Source organism: Chromohalobacter sp. 11-W, from assembly GCF_029889905.1.
Taxonomy (GTDB): Bacteria; Pseudomonadota; Gammaproteobacteria; order Pseudomonadales; family Halomonadaceae; genus Chromohalobacter.
The window spans coordinates 1-17,107 of sequence record NZ_JARANZ010000015.1; the positions used below are offsets into that span (position 1 = coordinate 1).

Annotated in this window: 16 protein-coding genes; 2 read left to right on the plus strand and 14 right to left on the minus strand. The window is 54.4% G+C overall.

The features are described 5' to 3' along the window. Positions 1 to 56 precede the first annotated feature (56 nt). The 6 genes from OP494_RS16315 to OP494_RS16340 all read right to left on the minus strand — a co-directional run bounded on the left by OP494_RS16315 (position 57) and on the right by OP494_RS16340 (position 6,798). Positions 57 to 542, minus strand: coding sequence for a hypothetical protein (locus OP494_RS16315; protein ID WP_280542462.1), 486 nt, complete (start codon positions 540 to 542; stop codon positions 57 to 59). Positions 543 to 1,301: 759 nt separating this feature from the next. Next, positions 1,302 to 3,767 carry a hypothetical protein gene (locus OP494_RS16320; protein ID WP_280542464.1) on the minus strand — a complete coding sequence of 822 codons (2,466 nt, stop codon included), beginning with the start codon at positions 3,765 to 3,767 and terminating at the stop codon, positions 1,302 to 1,304. 187 nt (positions 3,768 to 3,954) lie between these two features. Next, entirely contained in the window at positions 3,955 to 4,440 is a 486-nt protein-coding gene (locus OP494_RS16325) for a hypothetical protein (protein WP_280542466.1), read from the minus strand. Positions 4,441 to 4,522: 82 nt separating this feature from the next. Beyond that, positions 4,523 to 5,173: a hypothetical protein gene (locus OP494_RS16330; RefSeq protein WP_280542468.1), complete on the minus strand. Its 651-nt coding sequence runs from the start codon at positions 5,171 to 5,173 to the stop codon at positions 4,523 to 4,525. A 121-nt stretch (positions 5,174 to 5,294) separates the two neighbouring features. Continuing rightward, entirely contained in the window at positions 5,295 to 5,735 is a 441-nt protein-coding gene (locus tag OP494_RS16335; protein WP_280542469.1) for a hypothetical protein, read from the minus strand. A gap of 487 nt (positions 5,736 to 6,222) precedes the next feature. After that, positions 6,223 to 6,798, minus strand: a complete 576-nt coding sequence (locus OP494_RS16340) for a polymer-forming cytoskeletal protein (RefSeq protein ID WP_280542472.1) — start codon at positions 6,796 to 6,798, stop codon at positions 6,223 to 6,225. A 169-nt stretch (positions 6,799 to 6,967) separates the two neighbouring features. On the opposite strand from OP494_RS16340, the gene OP494_RS16345 reads away from it, so the two are divergent. Beyond that, complete coding sequence (locus tag OP494_RS16345) at positions 6,968 to 7,516, plus strand: polymer-forming cytoskeletal protein (protein WP_280542475.1); 549 nt, start codon at positions 6,968 to 6,970, stop codon at positions 7,514 to 7,516. Between the two features lie 77 nt (positions 7,517 to 7,593). Here the strand turns inward: OP494_RS16345 and OP494_RS16350 are convergent, their stop codons facing one another. The 7 genes from OP494_RS16350 to OP494_RS16380 form a co-directional block, all read right to left on the minus strand. Then, positions 7,594 to 8,712 carry a M14 family metallopeptidase gene (locus OP494_RS16350; RefSeq protein ID WP_280542478.1) on the minus strand — a complete coding sequence of 373 codons (1,119 nt, stop codon included), beginning with the start codon at positions 8,710 to 8,712 and terminating at the stop codon, positions 7,594 to 7,596. Between the two features lie 46 nt (positions 8,713 to 8,758). Continuing rightward, positions 8,759 to 9,553 carry a transporter substrate-binding domain-containing protein gene (locus OP494_RS16355; protein ID WP_280542480.1) on the minus strand — a complete coding sequence of 265 codons (795 nt, stop codon included), beginning with the start codon at positions 9,551 to 9,553 and terminating at the stop codon, positions 8,759 to 8,761. A 77-nt stretch (positions 9,554 to 9,630) separates the two neighbouring features. Further along, entirely contained in the window at positions 9,631 to 10,362 is a 732-nt protein-coding gene (locus OP494_RS16360) for an ABC transporter permease (protein ID WP_040242858.1), read from the minus strand. After that, on the minus strand, positions 10,350 to 11,066 hold the full coding sequence (locus OP494_RS16365) for an ABC transporter permease (protein ID WP_040242856.1): 717 nt from the start codon (positions 11,064 to 11,066) through the stop codon (positions 10,350 to 10,352). The genes OP494_RS16360 and OP494_RS16365 overlap by 13 nt, the downstream gene beginning before the upstream one ends. 21 nt (positions 11,067 to 11,087) lie before the next feature. After that, the gene (locus tag OP494_RS16370) at positions 11,088 to 11,858 is read right to left on the minus strand and encodes an ATP-binding cassette domain-containing protein (protein ID WP_246895451.1); all 771 of its coding nucleotides are present in this window, start codon (positions 11,856 to 11,858) and stop codon (positions 11,088 to 11,090) included. Positions 11,859 to 12,142: 284 nt separating this feature from the next. Beyond that, complete coding sequence (locus OP494_RS16375) at positions 12,143 to 13,135, minus strand: succinylglutamate desuccinylase (RefSeq protein ID WP_280542481.1); 993 nt, start codon at positions 13,133 to 13,135, stop codon at positions 12,143 to 12,145. Between the two features lie 2 nt (positions 13,136 to 13,137). Next, the gene (locus OP494_RS16380; RefSeq protein ID WP_280542482.1) at positions 13,138 to 13,959 is read right to left on the minus strand and encodes a DUF1338 domain-containing protein; all 822 of its coding nucleotides are present in this window, start codon (positions 13,957 to 13,959) and stop codon (positions 13,138 to 13,140) included. A gap of 372 nt (positions 13,960 to 14,331) precedes the next feature. Between OP494_RS16380 and OP494_RS16385 the strand changes: the two genes are divergently transcribed. Next, positions 14,332 to 15,642 carry a carbohydrate porin gene (locus tag OP494_RS16385; RefSeq protein WP_280542483.1) on the plus strand — a complete coding sequence of 437 codons (1,311 nt, stop codon included), beginning with the start codon at positions 14,332 to 14,334 and terminating at the stop codon, positions 15,640 to 15,642. Positions 15,643 to 15,878: 236 nt separating this feature from the next. Here the strand turns inward: OP494_RS16385 and OP494_RS16390 are convergent, their stop codons facing one another. Beyond that, positions 15,879 to 16,910 carry an SMP-30/gluconolactonase/LRE family protein gene (locus OP494_RS16390; protein ID WP_280542485.1) on the minus strand — a complete coding sequence of 344 codons (1,032 nt, stop codon included), beginning with the start codon at positions 16,908 to 16,910 and terminating at the stop codon, positions 15,879 to 15,881. Positions 16,911 to 17,107: the final 197 nt, after the last annotated feature.

A 17,107-nucleotide genomic window follows, 5' to 3' on the forward strand; every position in this document is an offset into this window, starting at 1 on the left:
TCCACTCAGGTATTGCTGCACCACTTGCCACTTAAACTGGTCGCTGTACTGGTTCTTCATAGAAACACCCCGAAGGTTGGATTGGGTGTCCAACTTTCGGGGTGCAGTTCACATTCCGGGTCTTGCCCGTCAATTTCAGGCTCTTCGTTGAAGTCCGTGGCGCCATGTAATAGTTCGTTTTGACGAATCTTTCCATGCACTTCACGTCCAAAATCTGTGAGCATCCAGTAAGCTTCAGTGTCTTGTACGCTATGTCGTTTTGACGAATTAGTCACTAGATCGAGACTCGCCAAATCTGCGATGTAATAGCGTAGAAAGTTGGTGGGTACGGGCCATCGTTTTCTATAGCCATCACCTGCGTAGTGCAAAGCTAAAGTGCTAGCAATAGTGGGATATGACGCCTCATCAAGCAGATCAGGGGCTATGGTCTCAAAAATGGCGAGCAAGCTCGTTGGAATCCCATCGCCCCAATCATTCTTTTTGTTGAGCCAGACGTGCACTCTCCTGTCATTTCGACGCAACGCATCAATCACGTCGTTCACGCGCTTTTCGTTAGTGTCAACCGCAGCCGTAGTTGCATCATCTAAAAGCGATCGCAGCCTTCCGTTCTCACTACTCAGGCGCGTAATTTCCGCCGTCATATGACTCGTGTCATCTTACCCAGCCCTCCCTTGGATAGGCCGAAAACGCCTTCATCAGAGCAATTCCGCAACGCCCATAAAGATCTTCCGGAGACTTCCAATAGCTCACCATTTTAGAAGAAACTTTAGATCGAAAGCTATCGAGCCTGCCACGTATGTCTCTATTATTCTCGATCCATTTATCCGGCCAATCCGCCTCAGAATCCAGAACGAACCCTAGAATTGGAAGTTTCTTCGCTACCGCATAATCGTATTCTTTCTCGGTGTAGCTAACGTCGCCGTCCATTGACCCATAACGGTGAGCCACCAGGACAACGTAATAGTCAGATTCATCTATTTGCTTTTTGATGATCTGTCACTGCTGCTCATCAGCCGCGCTGAACATTTCCATACCTACGGGAATATGGCCCATTTCTAGCACGGCCTGAATAACTTGATCTCTCTCTGGGACCAAATCCTCATAGGTAGATGAAATAAAAATCTGATATTTCGCCAAAACTAATCACCTAACTATATCGAGCCAACGCCAGCAGCATGCGCGCCCATGGAATAGAGCCAAAGGCGCAATGTAATGGGCGTCGCCGTGCCTGCATTGGTTATACGGCATTTAATCATGCCCTCAATTGTTTGCGCCCGCTCAAAACAGAACCTATATTTAATTTATCCAGGTTTCTTTTGATAAATAAATCTTTCCACAGATAAAAAAGTGTAGTTTTGGCTACTAATTAAGGATGGGAAATCATAGTAGCTAGCGGAGAAATTGGAGATGTGCCATTGCTCTTCCAAATACTTCCTAAAACAGACCGTTTTCTCAAAACGGGATCGAATATTAAAAGAAGCCGAAAGTTTTGAAACTTTATCTCGAGCTTCCTCATCAAATATGGGAGTGTCTATCGATACTGCATCTAAGAATGCAAAAGAACCAGACCAATACCGTATATGATATACTCCAATAGACGTAACCCTAAAATGAAATTGCTCCGGAGATTCATGGTCTGGAACCTCTATTTCCCGATAATGGGCATGAGGAGTTTCAATTAGCCGTTTATGTGAGAGAACTCTAAGAGAATTACGAACCTGATCCTCAACAAACCCGTTATAAGACATCTCTGTAAGGATATCTTGACCTCTGCAAAATCCGTCACTATCTGTAATTTTCGTGTTTGAGCTGAGAAACGCAACTATGAGGCTGGACAAAAAATGCTCGCGGGGATCGGCCACGCTTACATCAAATATATTGCATGCTAGCAATGAAGAATGGGTATTAAAATACGCATACTCTCCAAGTAATGCGTGCTTTGTGAATTCATGCAATGGAATTTTGTAGTTACCGAATCTCTCTTCAAGAGAAACAATTTTTTCAGAATCGACATTCGGGCTACCAAAAAAGCTCGATATAAGCTCTATAACACTACGTGTATTTCCGCCAGTTATGTTGCTTAGAAACTGTCTTATATCCTCACGGTTGCGTATAGAACGCAATGTAGTTTTAAGGAATAGCACAACGTTTCCTAGATTCAGGCGAATTCCTTCTAAGCTGGCCGGGTCAACCTTTCCTTCTGCTACTCGAGTAGCAAATATAAGCCTTCTTTGCACTACCTCATCAGCAGGAGGTGGTGCCACAGTCAACACCTTATTCTGGTAAGCGGCGAGTGCGCCAGCTTCCTTTGATAAATAAAACGTACTTGGGCGTAATGCTATAAATACTAAGATGTTCCGAGAGGCAGCTAGTTCTTGCGCAATTAAAAACGCCTCCTGCTGTACGCTCAAGGAGCGCTGATCCGCGTTATCCATTACCAAAATAATTTGCTTATTTTGTCCTCTGGCGATATGACCAAGAGATGCTTGGAGGTGCCTGTCAGTGTCTTCAATTTTTTTGGATAAAAATTTAATCCGTTCACGATAATATTCATTTTCATCTATTTTCTTAAGTTGTCCTTTTACGCTCTTGTCAAAATCGTCGAGATCCCGATAATATACAGAATTAACGAAATCTGAAGAAAAAATATCAATATCATAATGATTTTTTAGGACTGCTGGAATCTCAGACAAGACAAACGATTTTATATCGTCGGAAAGATTGGCTTTTATGCCTAGGTTCAAATGAATGAAAAGAGTTTTCGATTTCTCTGTCGCTTCCAAGCTTTCAAAGAGATTTTCGAAGAACGATGTCTTCCCTACCCCGACATCACCAATAACGACGATTGGCCTTGAACTTCCTGACCCCGTCAGGGCTGGGTCATCAATCGATAGATCTCCATCTTTCTCTGTTTTTGCGACTGTTTCGAGGGCAGAAGGAGCTACATTTCCGTCAACAGCACGGTTGTATCTTGATGCAATTATATTTTTACTTAGCAACAAGTTTCTATTGTTGGCTTCTATAGGTACGTAACACTCTTTATAGAATGAGGATTTAATATCAGGATTATCTTCTATTTCTTCTAAAAGAAGTGAGGATAGTGACCTTAAGTTCTCTTGAAAATTAGTTCTATATCGGTATTTATGGGGCTCCGGTATAGATGTACTGGCTTTTGGTGGTATTCTAGGATTACGATGTAGTGATAACTCTCGGAATGCATAGTTCTCAGTAATTCCTTCCGGTGAAAGCAATCTCCAAAGTAGCGAAAAATCATTAATATACGAATCAAAGCCATTAAAAAAATAACACTCTCCTTCCAGCGGTGATTGGCCAGGAATGATAGCTTGGAAAACAGCTAATTGAGGACCATTACAAACTATTGCAATCGATGCACCGTGAAAAGCGCAATATGAAACAACTTGACGCACTGCATCAGCAAAATTCTTAGAGGCTTGTAATAGTGGCTGAATTTTACGCACCCGGCCTGGGTAACCCGAGGGAAGATTCTCAAACTCCTTGGCTTCTTTTTTTGCTTCTAGTATCGCTTTTGGCGGAGTTCCTAAAAGATAATCTGACCTTCCTCCAAAATCATCATGTTCTTCAACACTTATATCTGGCTTCTCCCATCCGAGACATTCCGTCAAGAGCCTATCAATAAACTGAAATCTATTCTGCGCTTCATTCCAATACGGACTCTCTGAAGGAAACTGATTGATAATTCCTTCCAGTCGGCGCTTACCCTCAGAAAGCTCAAATGGTGCCTGCATATTTCCCCACTTAGGTATAGATTTCAAATTTCTCTACGAGACTATATTTACAAAGTCCGTAAGGGGCCAATGCCGGACCTTGAGTGTCGTATAACGCCCCGCTAAACGGCGAGCGTTAGCGAGTCCGGTGGAGGCCACGCTTTTTGTGGCCGGAACGAATTTGAGCGGTTTGTTATACGCTTTCTGCCTAGACATCTTTATTTGCGTATGCCTCTAGATCGTAAACCACCTGAATAAATAGGTCGGCCAGACCGACTCCGTGATTCTCTTGGGCTTCAAGTAGATTATCCGAGTCTGTTAGAGCTCCGTAAAGCTGCTCAAGGCCGTCAGTCATGTCGTTAAAGCTAGCCCTGCATTTAGATATTAGGTTTAGTAATTCACCTTTATTTGGTGCATAGCCTAGTTTATGAGCAAAATTATTTCTCATATTATTAATACTTTGGAGGCAGTTCGCCACATCATCCGGTATCAAGCCCAAAGATTTTATAAGGGTGATTTTTCTACTATGGGTTAATGACAGAAAATGTTCTTTGAGCTTGCTGTCATAACTTAGGACTATTTCTTCAAGAAGATGTTCTATCACCAAGTGCCCAATAAGAAAACCTGTCAGAAAATCTGAATCATCAATCCGGTGAAACAAGAATTCTTCGTACTTATTGCTGTAGGTAGACATTGCTACTTAATTCCTTAGGGGGACGTATGACGTATAACGCTTTTCGGTTGGGGTGAGGTAACGAATCCCTAACCCGTGATTGTTATGAGTCGAGGTCACCCAGCTCTCTCCATTTGCCTCTTTCAATAACCCCTTCGTCTTCAAGCTGTTCGTACATTAAACCCTTTTGCAGCCAAATAAGAACTGATCGCCCGTCATTTGTAAGAGGTAGAATTATTTCCTCGTATAGCGTCTGACTGTCATTAAAGTGTAATTCAACTTTGTTCATTATATTTCGGGCGTGGATTAGAGCTGCTTCAATATCTGCTCTCGATACACCTGGGAGAGGTGAGCCATCTTCATCTAATGCGACCACTAAATCATTATGAGCAACTCGCTTGTTTCGTAATTCCCTAAATTTTTCACAAGCAACTGTTAATTCATCGAGTTCAACTTGTAGTTCGTCAGCAAGCTCTTCATTTCCGCTTGCTCTAACTTTTTCAATTAGGTAGTGATATGAGAGATTATCATTACCTCCCATTCTAGCTCTGTCAGTTAATTTGCTTAACGACATAACCATGTGGTCAATCACTAACCATTGAAACTCCACAAAAATATTTGAGGATGTTTTGTTTATTAGCTCAATCCTACTAGGGTTTGTTCCAAACATTTGGCGATATAGAGTCCACCTGTAGTGGATATGATTCAATTCCTGCTTTATTCGATCAAATACTTTCTGAAGATGCTCATCCATAAAAGTTACTCTGGTCTGCCTGACTCATAACGCCGAAGCTCAGTTGCCGCCGGAGCAGCCGAAGGCCGCGGAGGGAACCCAAAGCGCGCCAGCGATTTGGGCGGTCAACTGCAGCGCCTCGTTAGGCATTACCGACAACCGAGATTGCAACGACTGCAAGCCCTAGCATCCCAATACAGAATGCTACTAGCCCGCCATACGACAGTCGCCATATTAGGCGTTCCATTTCTGGGCGCATTTCGTCAATCTCTTCTTTCTCTACTGTTTTTTGTTTTGCTTCCTTCCTCTTTCGTCTCCATCGCTCACCAAAGTCGTAGTCCCTTTGAATGATCACTGTGAGCGAGAAGGCGAAAAGCAAAATACAGATGAATAAATTCAACCAAGAGATTTGCAGCAGTAAAGTCTCTTTGCAACCGAGCGTCTGGCCATTGGGGCCGGCGAAAACACCTATAGAAACCGTCAATGCGCCGCCGGATAAAACAAATATTGCTCGGACGAGCGACTGAGCTCTGTTTCTGAGGTCTTGCTGATGTGTGTTGAATTGCTCTAGATCATCTGCCATGCATACCGCCTAACAGGTATTAGATAGCGCGCTCGTTTTGCTACTTGAACGAGCGCGCGCGTTCAATAAATCTTATCTAGCTTGCTTTACGCACCTAACTCATTGATTTTAAGCCATGCTAAGAATGGTTCGGCGCGTTATGCAGAGTTCGCGTGCCTGCTGCTTTTGACGATTTCCGTCACGCTTGGGGCGTCGGGTGCGGTCAGCAGGCACGCTACCGCTAAGGCCACTGCATATCGTATTGATGCGGTAGTCCCGTGCGTATCGGTTATTTTTTCGAGCCGTCTAAGCGACCTTAGAGTTTCATACTAGGTGGGATGAGGTCTGTCAGCAAAGCGGATAAGGCGCTGTTTATCGATGCAGTTCGTGGCTTGGAGAGAGCGGTGGTTATCGGCGGGCGAGGGTGGTAAGTGCTGGCTTACTTGCAACGCAACGGGCAGCGTGGGCTACCCGTTGTCGGTGGCGATTGCTGCGCGGAGGCAAGGGTTCAAGGTTTATCCTCGTGATATATGTCTTCCTCAGTGGACGGCGTTGTCGCGTCGGCTTCATCAAAATCATCCACCGCGTCTTCCCGGTCCTGAGCGTGATGAGGCGTCGTCTTGCCAATCTCTCCTTCAAATGCGGAGAGCAGGGCTTCGTTTTCGGCGTCCATATCGATGCTGCCCTGAAAGACGGCTCCGTCTTCCAGCACCAGGCAGGGGGTGATGATGGTGCCAACGATATATGCCGTATGATGGATGGAAATTTTGTGAGAGGCGATCAGTCGGCCTTCGACATGCCCTGCTACGTGTAGCGTTTGGGCATAGATATCCCCCTCCACGCGGCCGGCCTTGCCAATGCTGACCGAGTTGTTCTTGAATTCTACGGTGCCTACTACCTGGCCATCGATAACCAGTTCTTCCTCACCGATGACGCTACCTTTAATGCTGGTTTGAGCGCCGATGATAGCGGATCGTCCGGCCTTATCTCGTGGGACGTCCGCTTGGGTGGTGCTTTTGGGTGAGGTGGGAGGCGGCACCGTATGGTCGGCAGGAACACTGTCAGGTTTGTGCTTGCTGAACATAGGGGAAGGTCCGAGTCGCGTGAGAAAAAACAACGGCACCAGGAAATCTTGCCTTGCCAGCTTGAGATCAAAAGGATGAGTAGCTGACGAAAAGACCTGTTAGTCGTGTTTTCTCAGTGTGTAGAAACCTGCCTATACTTGTGCATTCTATGCTGGCCAAGGGGCAATTATGGGGGGCGGGGATGTATTTTTCGTCTTGAGCTTGATAGCGCTCATCATCATTGTGTTGGACGGCAAGAGGCGTATCAAAAATCGTGCTTCCGCAGCCCAGCCGTCTTCCTGGCGTCTGCAACAGCGACACTGCCCTCCCTCCACAGAAGCCTCCAACCTGCCGAATCAGCCGCAAAATCCAGCCAAGGTTGATTTACCGACACCCTCACCGACAGAGACCACCCAAGGTTTGCCCGCGTCCGGCGGAAGCCTGATTGGTTCGACGCTGCGTATCGACGGTGATGTGAGTGCTCATGAAGCGCTGGTCATCAGTGGCGCCATCGTAGGCCATGTCACGGCCTGGGAGCACTCTGTCATGGTCAACGAAGCGGGCAGCGTATCTCCGCGTATCGAGGCGCGTACGATTTGCGTTGCCGGCAGTGTCACCGGCCAGCTCGTGGCCACGGATCAAGCCATCGTGCTCTCCAGTGCACGCGTAAGCGGCAGCATTGACGCAAAGCGCCTGAAATGTGAAAGCGGGGCCTGGCTACAATCGAGTGTTAGATGATGCTCTATCTGTAACCGCACATTTCTGCCGTCGCTTAATTTTGCTGTCTTGCTAATGCATTCGAGGATTAGCCCATTTCACGGCGCGAGCAGGTAGCCGCTGCGGTGTGCGTGGTGGCCGGCGACGTCGGCGATGATCATTCCGGCGGTGGCCATTCTGCGCTGGGTGCGGGCGTAGAACATGCCGTCTTGCTCGGCACGCACGGGGTGTACGGCGTCGCTGATGGGGTCGATGATCTCGGCGATCAGGTCGCCGCTTTTGACTTCTTCCCCCGGCGTACGATGGAAGACCACGACGCCGCCCGCGGGGGCGCGGAGAAAGTCCATGGCGGCGAGCTCGGTGGCGGGGTATGGCAATGCCGGCAGGGGCGGTGCCTCGCCGTCGATCAGGGCGTGGTAACGCATCCAGTCGAGAATCGCCTCGGCATCGCGTTCGGCGATGTCGCGGGCGACATCCTGTTGGCCGCGTAGTTCGAGCGTGATCGATTGGCTGCCGTAGGGGATGGGGTAGCGGTCGCCGAAGCGCTCGCGCAGTTGCTCCCAGACCAGGGTGAAGCACTCGTCGAACGAGCCGCCGCCGGAGTCGGTGGCGAGCATGCTGGCCTTGGCGCCGAAATAACGCGCCAGGGGCTCGAAGTCGGGCCATGCCGCCGGGGTGGTGTAGAGGTGTTCGACGGCGTTGAAATCGCAGTGCAGATCGAGAATGAAATCCGCGTCGCAGGCCAGGCGTTGCTGCGTCAGGTGCAGAGACGCGTAGGCCGAGGTCGCCGGCTGTTCATCGAGGGCAGCAATGAAGCGCCGACGAATCTCGGCCCGGTTGTGTTCGGCATCCTGCGTCAGCGCGCTTTCCAGCCCTTCAGCGATGCGCTCGGTGACGTCGCGATAGCCCCGGTTGAAGTTGCTGACGCTCTCGAAATCGTAGCGCCCCAGTGGGATGTCCATCAGTTGCTGATCGAGCCCGATGGGGTTGGCGATCGGCACCACGATGACGTGCGCCTTGAGCTGTCCGGCCTCTTCCAGCGCTTTCAGGCGCTGCTTGAGGGTCCAGGCGACCAGCATGCCGGGGAGTTCATCGGCATGCAGCGAGCCTTGGATGTAGACACGCTTTTCCGCCTCGGCGGGCCCGAAGTGAAAACTCTCCAGGCTGCGCTGAGTCCCGGGGACGGGGCTCAGCAGAGGATGGGCATGGTGTTGCATGGGGTGTCCTCGTGAATGCCGGCGGCGTTTTGCCGCCGGCAAACGGTCATTTTTCGCCGACGGGCAGCGACAGGTCGTAGTCGAAGTATTGCTTCATCAGCTTTTCGTAGGTGCCGTCGGCATAGACGTCGCGAATGGCCTGATTGAATTTCTCCGCGAGTTCCTTATCGCGCTTGCGAAACGCCATGGCCGCGCCTTTGCCGAAGATCGAGACGGGCTTCTTGATGCTCTCGCCGATCTTCTTGAATTCGCTGTCGTCATCCTTGAAGTGGAAGGTATCCACGGCGAGGGGATAGTCCTCGAAGGACAAGTCCAGGCGCCCCGACATCAGGTCGTTGGCGACGTCCTGGGAGGATGAATAGCGGTGGATATCGAGGGTGTCGCCGTACATCTGCGTGACATAGCTATCGCGGATGGTGCCGCGCTGCACGCCGACGCTGAGCCCTTCGAGCGCGTCCTTGTCGTTGATGTCGATGTCGCGATCGCGACGCGTGATCCAGACGCTGGGGGTGTTGTAGTAGGGGATCGAAAACAGTACTTGGTTTTCACGCTCGGGCGTGATGGCCATCGAGGAGAGAATGGCGTCGTATTTGCGCGAGAGCAGGCCGGGGATGATGCCGTCCCAGGATTGCTCGACCCAGGTGCAGTCGAGGTTGGCGCGTTTGCACAGTTCATTGCCGAGGTCGATCTCGAAACCTTCCAGCTCGCCTGCCGGTGTGCGATACACAAAGGGCTCGTAAGGCACGTCGATGGCCAGGCGTACTTCGTCGGTATCGCGGGCCTGAGCGGTTGCGGTCGTCATGACCACGCCTAGAAGAGTCAGCGCCAGGAGCTTTTTCATGGTAAGCCTCATTGGGATGTCGTTCGGCGGGTGTGGCCTGCCGCGTGCCCATGATATGGGCCGCGGCAGGCTGGGTGTCACCCGTTCAGCGGTTTGAGATGCGCCAGGAGTTTCTTTTCCAGATAGCGGAAGAGATACAGGATGGCGAAGGTCAGGCACAGGTAAATCGCCGCCACGAAAAGGAAGGCGTCGAAGGGCGCGTAGAAGCGTGCATAGACGAACCGTGCGGCCCCGGTGAGGTCCATGATCGTTACCACGCTGGCGATGGCGCTGGCGTGGAGCATGAAGATTACCTCGTTGCCGTAAGCCGGCAGGGCGCGTCGGAAGGCACTGGGCATGATGATGCGCCGCATCATCAGCGCGCGTGACATGCCGTAGGCGCGCGCCGCTTCGATCTCACCGCGCGGCGTGGCCTTGATCGCGCCGTGGAAGATCTCGGTGGTATAGGCGGCGGTGTTGAGCGTGAAGGCGATCAGCGCCGGGTAGAAGGCATCCTTGAGGATCGCCCACAAGAAGGTGTCCTGAATGCCTTCGATGAACACCACGCCGTAGTAGATCAGGTACAGCTGGATCAACAGGGGGGTGCCACGAAACACATAGGTGTAGAGGAACACGGGCCACTTGATCCACTTGCGACGCGAGCCCCGTGCGATGGCGAGCGGTACTGCCAGTACCAAGCCGATGATCAGAGACAGAAATACCAGACGCACGGTGCTGCCCAGCCCGTCGAGGTAGTAGCCGAGCGTATTGGCCGTGAAGATGGCATTGTCCGAGAGTAGTTCGGTGAACCAGGCGTTTAGTTGTTCCATTCGTCCGCCTCCCCGAAACCGACGTTATAGTGTTTTTGCAGCCGCGCGACGATCCACTCCGAAACGCTGGCGATCAATAGATACACCACGGCCACCGGGATCATGAACAAGAACGGCTCGTGCGTGGCTTTGGTCGCTTCGGCGGCGATACGCACCATGTCGGAAAGCCCGATCACCGAGACCAGCGCAGTGGTCTTGAGCAGTACCATCCAGTTATTGCCCAGCCCGGGAAGAGCGTGGCGCATCATCTGCGGAAATTGAATGCGCCGAAAAATGAGCCGGTTGGACATCCCGTAGGCACGTCCGGCCTCGATCTGGCCGCTGTCGACGGCCAAGAAAGCGCCGCGAAACGTTTCGCCCATGTAGGCGCCGAAGATGAAGCCGATGGTCACCACGCCGGCGATGAACTCGTTGATGTTGATGAAGATATCCACATCGAACTGGTAATAGAGCCAGTCGGTGAACATGTTGACGCCTATCTGGCCGCCGAAGAATAGCAGCATCATCAAGACGAGATCGGGCACGCCGCGAATGAGCGTGGTGTAGAGCGTGGCGATGCGATGGAACAGCCAGTGGCGCGACAGCTTGGCGCTGGCGGTGAGCAGGCCGAGGATCAAAGCCAGCAACAACGACAGCACAGCCACTTCCAAGGTGACCAGGGCGCCTTCGAGAAGCCGGGGGCCGTAGCCCTGCAGGTCGATCATGCGATTTTCTCCCGTCGGGCGTCAGTGCTTCGGAGCCAGGAACTGCTTGAGGCGGTCCGACTGCGGGTTGTCGAGGACCTCTTTCGGCGGACCGATTTCCTCGACCATGCCCTGATGCAGGTAGATCACTTGCGAGGAGACATCGCGGGCGAAGCTCATCTCGTGGGTTACCACGATCATGGTGCGGCCCTCTTCGGCGAGGTCGCGCATGACCTTGAGCACATCGCCGACGAGTTCGGGGTCGAGCGCCGAGGTCGGCTCATCGAACAGCATCACTTCCGGGTCCATGGCCAGCGCCCGGGCGATGGCACCACGCTGTTGCTGGCCGCCGGACATTTGCGCCGGGTAGTAGTCGGCGTGGTCGAGCAGCCCCACACGGTCGAGGAGTTGGCGTGCGTGTTCGGTCGCTTCGCGCTTCGACTTGCCGAGCACATGAATCGGTGCTTCGGTGACGTTCTCCAGCAGTGTCATGTGGGCCCAGAGATTGAAGCTCTGGAAGACCATCGAAAGCTTGGCGCGAATGCGCTCGACCTGTTTCCAGTCGACCGGCTCGCGGCCACGACGCGTGGTTTTGAAGGCGATGTTTTCGCCATGCACGATCAACTCGCCTTCATTGGGTTGTTCGAGAAGATTCATGCAACGCAGAAAGGTGCTCTTGCCGGAACCGGAGGCGCCGATGAGCGTGATCACGTCACCCTTGTGGGCGGTGAGAGAGAGTCCCTTGAGGACTTCGGTGTCACCGAAGCGCTTGGTGATGTCTCGTACTTCGAGGGGAATGGGCGTATCAGCCATGAAAAGCTCCAAACGTGGCGGTAAGTCACGGTCGGCACACCGGGTGGCGATGAAGAAGCCATTGAGCGCGGTGCGACAACCTTGGGGCGGCTAGCGCAAAAAGGGAGCGATTCTAGCAGGCCGCAGGCGACCGAGCAGGCTCGATTTGGCGGCCGATGATACGACGTTTGTCGTATGGATGCGTCGTCTTGTGCATGAAAATCATCCTGTCGTTGTTGTCATTGTGCTACATCCTCCCGCCCACGTGGCTCACGACGGCGGGGACTGGGTTGGGAAGCGTCATGTCATGTCGGCGGCGGGCACGCGCGCACCAGCAGCGCCGCGCGTGCGCCGAGCTCCACCTGGGCATTGGGGAACACCACTGCCACCGGCGCTTCTTCGACGACGGTGTCGCCAGCTTGACCATCATGCGCGAGCTGGGTGCCCACGGCGAATTCGGTGAAGTTGGGCGTCTGCTCGGAGAAGCACAGCGCGAAGTCCTGCGACTGGCGCATCAGCTCGCTGACGACCCTGAAGAAACGCACATCCTCGAGATTTCCCGATGGCATCTGACGGCCCTCGAGCAATGCCTCGAGCAGTGTGAGCATTCCCGCCAGCGCGTCGAGGTCGTTCTCGCCGAAAGGGCGCACCTTACCGAGTTCCAGCGTGAACGCCTGCGCGGCGTGATAATGCTTGGAATAATGCGAGAAGGTCCAGCTATGGCGGTGCTGATGCAGGGCCGCTTGAATGCCAGCGGCGGCCAGTCCATGCCATTGCGCGGGGTCGGTCTCGGCGTCGGCGAAGGGCTCGACGGCGAAGCGCGGATAGCGGCTGTCGCGAATCGCGGTGTGCATGTCGTAATGCACGCGCGGCAGTGCATGGCGCGCGAAGAAGGCATCGACGACGGTCATCAGCTCGCGAGCGCGGTCGGGCTCGTCACCTTCCAGGTCCAGGCCTTGCTGAAAAAGGCGGTTGAGGTTGGTGGTGCAAAAGCGCGTTCCCTGACGAATCGCCTCGAGGTTGCCAAGAATCACCAGTACCGGCGCGCCGAGTCTGAGCTGGCCGGCCTCGAGACGCGCCAGCCATGCGCCGACGAGCTCGATGGGGGCGGTCTCGTTGCCGTGGATACCCGCCGAGACGACGCATGCCTGCGCCTCGGGGGCGAGTTCATCGGGGAGCAGTTCGAGTACGCCGGGTGCGTGCAGGCGATAGCGCCCGCCGGGCACCTTTCCACTGCGTCCTTCGCGCGGCTCGACGGGATCAGCGTCGAGACTCGAAGCGAGCCACTCGTCGAGCATGTTCAACGCTCCGCGGGGCGCTCGCCGCGCACATCGGTGGATTCGAAGATCTTGTCCGCGCTGGCAGCGACGAAGCCTTGATAAAGCTCGCCGTCGTCATCGTGATAGCGTTTGGCGAACTCGTAGTAGCAGGTCGGGATCTCTTCCGTCTGACCGCCGGCGAAGGTGAACGGCTGGTGGTCGGCCAGCGTCGAGCCTTGTTCGAGCAGGACCTCGGGCGAGCCCTTGATACGCCCGCCGGAGTCATTGATGCCGATGCCCAGCGCTTCGACCTTCGCGAGCACTTTTTCCAGCGTGTCGTACTGCGTGAAGCGATTGACGCTGATGGTGAAGTGGTTGGCACGCAGGCCAATGATCGATAGCCAGGCGGCGTATTCGCTTTCCGCCATCAACTGTTGGTAGGTCTCGAAACTCGGCGCTTCCCACAACCGGCCGGCCCAGAGCACCTCGGGCGAGGCGACTTGCTGTGGATCGATCTGCTCGATCAGCGCATCGATGCTGGCCTGTGCCTGGTCAGAAAGCTCGTCGCACTTGAGCTCGGAGAGGAATACGCGTGGCTGGTCGTCGCTGGGCGGTAGGTAGCCGAAGGCGCGTAGTTTCTTGGCCTCGAACTCGTAGGGGGCGAAGCGGGTGTAGCCCATCGCCAGTAGATGCGGTTCGAGTGCTTCCAGGCGAATGGGCCCCCGGTCGAAGGTACGAAACGCGACATGGTCGTTGATGATCGTTTCGCCGTCGGCCAGAAAGGCATCGTGAATGTGCTGCGCCTGGGGCGTCATGGCGACGTAGTCATCCCACAACTGGGCGAAGAATTCCTGATTGGTCATGTCGTGCGCCTACTCTTCTGTTGTTGTGCGGTACGGTCGTCGTGCGGTACGCGTTATTGCGAGGCCCGTCCCATTTTAGCTTTGTGCCGTTGCGAGAGCCGTATGCGGGGGTAGCGCGGCTGCAAGCATCGCTAATACGGCATTAGCAATGTCGATGCCTCTACAGTACGAACCGGGCGCACCATCACAAGAGGGGAGGTCGGCGTAATGAAAATGCCCGGTCTCAAGATGAAAACCGTATCGCTGAGGATAATCGACGACGTCTGAGAGCAAGAGGGGCTGTCGGGGCAAGAGAGGCTTTCATGATTCCGTATTCGAGAATATTATTAACGTGCTATTGATAACACGCTAAATAAAAGAGGACGGAACATCATGACCTCGCGCACGTTCGGCAGGCTTCGCGCAGGTGGCGCGCCACTCGTCATCATCGGCAGCTTCCTGATTGCCGGTACAGCCAATGCCTACTCGGCCTTCGCGCCGAATTCTCCCTATATGTTCGGTGATTGGGGAGGAGAACGCACGGCGCTGGAAGATGCCGGCGTTACCTTCAGTTTTGACTACGTCGGTGAGGCCGCCACCATTCTCGACGGCGGCTACCGCGACAGCCACGTGACCAAGTACGCCGATCAGTTCGCCGTTGGAGCTAATTTCGACCTCGACAAGCTGGCCGGTATTCCAGATGCCGAGTTCCAGGTGACGATGGTCAACCGCAATGGCCATACGGCCAACGACCGGCTCAGCGACCCGGACGCGACGGTCGGTGGCTCCAACGTGCAGGAAGTGCAGGGGCGAGGGCCGGTCACGCGACTGACGCAGTTCTGGTATCGCCAGCGGTTCTTCGACGACGCCTTGGCTATCAAGCTGGGGCGGATTCCCTTCGGCGATGACTTTGCCACCATCGACAGTAACTTCCAGAACCTGGCGTTCGGCGGGGCGCAGCCGGGCAACTGGGGCAACAATATCTATAACTGGCCAATCTCGCAGTGGGCGGCGGTGATCCGTACGAATTTCGCGTCCGATTGGTATGCCCAATTGGGTGCTTTCAACATCAATGACAGCAATCTGGAAAACGACAATGGCTTCGACCTGCGCACCAGCGGTACTGAAGGCACGCTTTTCCCGGTGGAGCTCGGGTACACCCCGACGTTGAATGGCATGGAAGGCGCCTACAAGCTGGGCTTCTACACACAGAATGTCGAGAATCGCGCCTATGGCGATGGCCCGGCGACGGATACCAGCGACACCAATACCGGGCTCTACTACGTGGTTCAGCAGCAGGTGACGACGCGCGGCGGCAATCCCGATCGCGGGCTGACGTTGTTCAGCATGGGCAATGCCAATCACGGCGATACGGCGGGTATCGATCGCTACGTATCGATTGGTGCGACCTACGAGGGCCCATTCGACGCCCGCCCGCAGGATGATGCCGGCATCGGGTTGGCTTATCTCCACGTCAATGATGACGTCAACGATTACATCGACTACTACAACGCCACACCGGCCGGTTTGTCCTCGCCGCTGCCGCGCCAGGGCCATGAGTACGATGCCGAGATTTATTACAGCTTCAACCTGACCAACTACTTGGCGTTGCGGCCCAACCTGCAGTACGTGGTCAATCCATCGGCGGTGGACTCGGTCGACAACGCCTGGGTCGCCGGCACCACGCTCCAGGCGAGTTTCTGAGCCACGCATTGAGTTCAACGCGCATTGCCGGACAACACGAAATGCCCGGTTTCATGGAAACCGGGCGGATGTCGGATGCGCGGAAAACGGTGCTTAGGACTCGTCTGAAAAGTCGACGAGCGATGATCAGACAAGGCAAAAATTGGCGAAAAGACGGAGTTTACAGATCGTAAATGAGTACTTTGAGCCCATTTTTAACGCCGTATGATTGAGCGCAGGCACTTTTCAGCCAGTGCCTAGGCTCCGCGCGCACCGGTGTAGAGCGTGTAAATCGACTGGCTGGCCGTCATCAGCAAGCGGTTGCGGTCCTCGCCCACGAAGCAGAGATTGGCGCAGACTTCCGGGAGTAGAATGCGCGCCAGGCGCTCGCCGTCAGCGGTGAAGACCGAGACACCGTCCTTGCCTTTCCCGCCCGACACGCCGGCCCAGACATTGCCGTCTTGATCCAGCGCGATGCCGTCGTAGCCTTCGTCCTTGCTCGAAATCACCGTCTCACGCTTGCCTTGTGCGGTGCCGTCCTCTGCCAGGCGCCATCGCGAGATGGTGGCCGGCTGGTCGGGATAATGGGACGGTGCGGTGTCGCTGGCGTAGAGCGTGCGTTTGTCGGCGGAGAGCGCAATGCCGTTGGGTTTGTAGAGCTCGTCGGAGAATAAGCGTGGCTCGTCGAGGTCATCGTCGATGTAGTAGATCGCCGGGTCGAGCTCGAGTTCGCGTTTGTGGCCTTCATAATCCACGTGCGCACCGTAGCCGGGGTCGGTGAACAGAATGCCGCCGTTGTCGAGGGCCACCAAATCGTTGGGCGCATTGAGGCGCTTGCCCTGATAGTGCGTGGCCAGCACCGAGAGGCTGCCATCCCATTCATAGCGCACCACGCGTGCGGGTGAGTGCTCACATGCTATCAGTCGCCCCCAGCGGTCGAAGTTATTGCCGTTGGAGTGGCCGACGCCTTCGCGCAGCACGCTGACTTCACCCGTGGCTTCATCCCAGCGCATCTGCCGGGCGCGGGGAATGTCGCTGAACACGGCGTAGCGGCCCACGGCGTTCCAGGCCGGGCCCTCGAGCCAAAGGCCCCCGGTCCATTGCCGTTCGAGTGGCGTGTTGAAGACGTAATAGGGCTTGAAACGATCGTCGAGCACTTCCCAGGTCTCGTCCGGATAACGCTGCGGCGTGCTGGCCCCTTTGGTTTGCGCCAATAGCGTCGGCGCGAAGCTGGCCGTGGCAGCCAGGGCGCTGGAAGTGGCGAGAAATTGGCGACGTCCCATCTGCATGGCGGAAGATCCTTTGCGTTTGTTGGATGTGATGTGTGACGGGCTCCTTGTCTTTTTAAATGTAGAACTCATCTGCGCGTATGTTGAACCTATTCGACCAATGGGCGAGGTGCGCTCGGTTAGTCACTCGGAAAGGAAGTGGGCACTCACCGTGTACGGTGCCTATCAAGAATCCCTGCATCCGGCCGATAACCCCC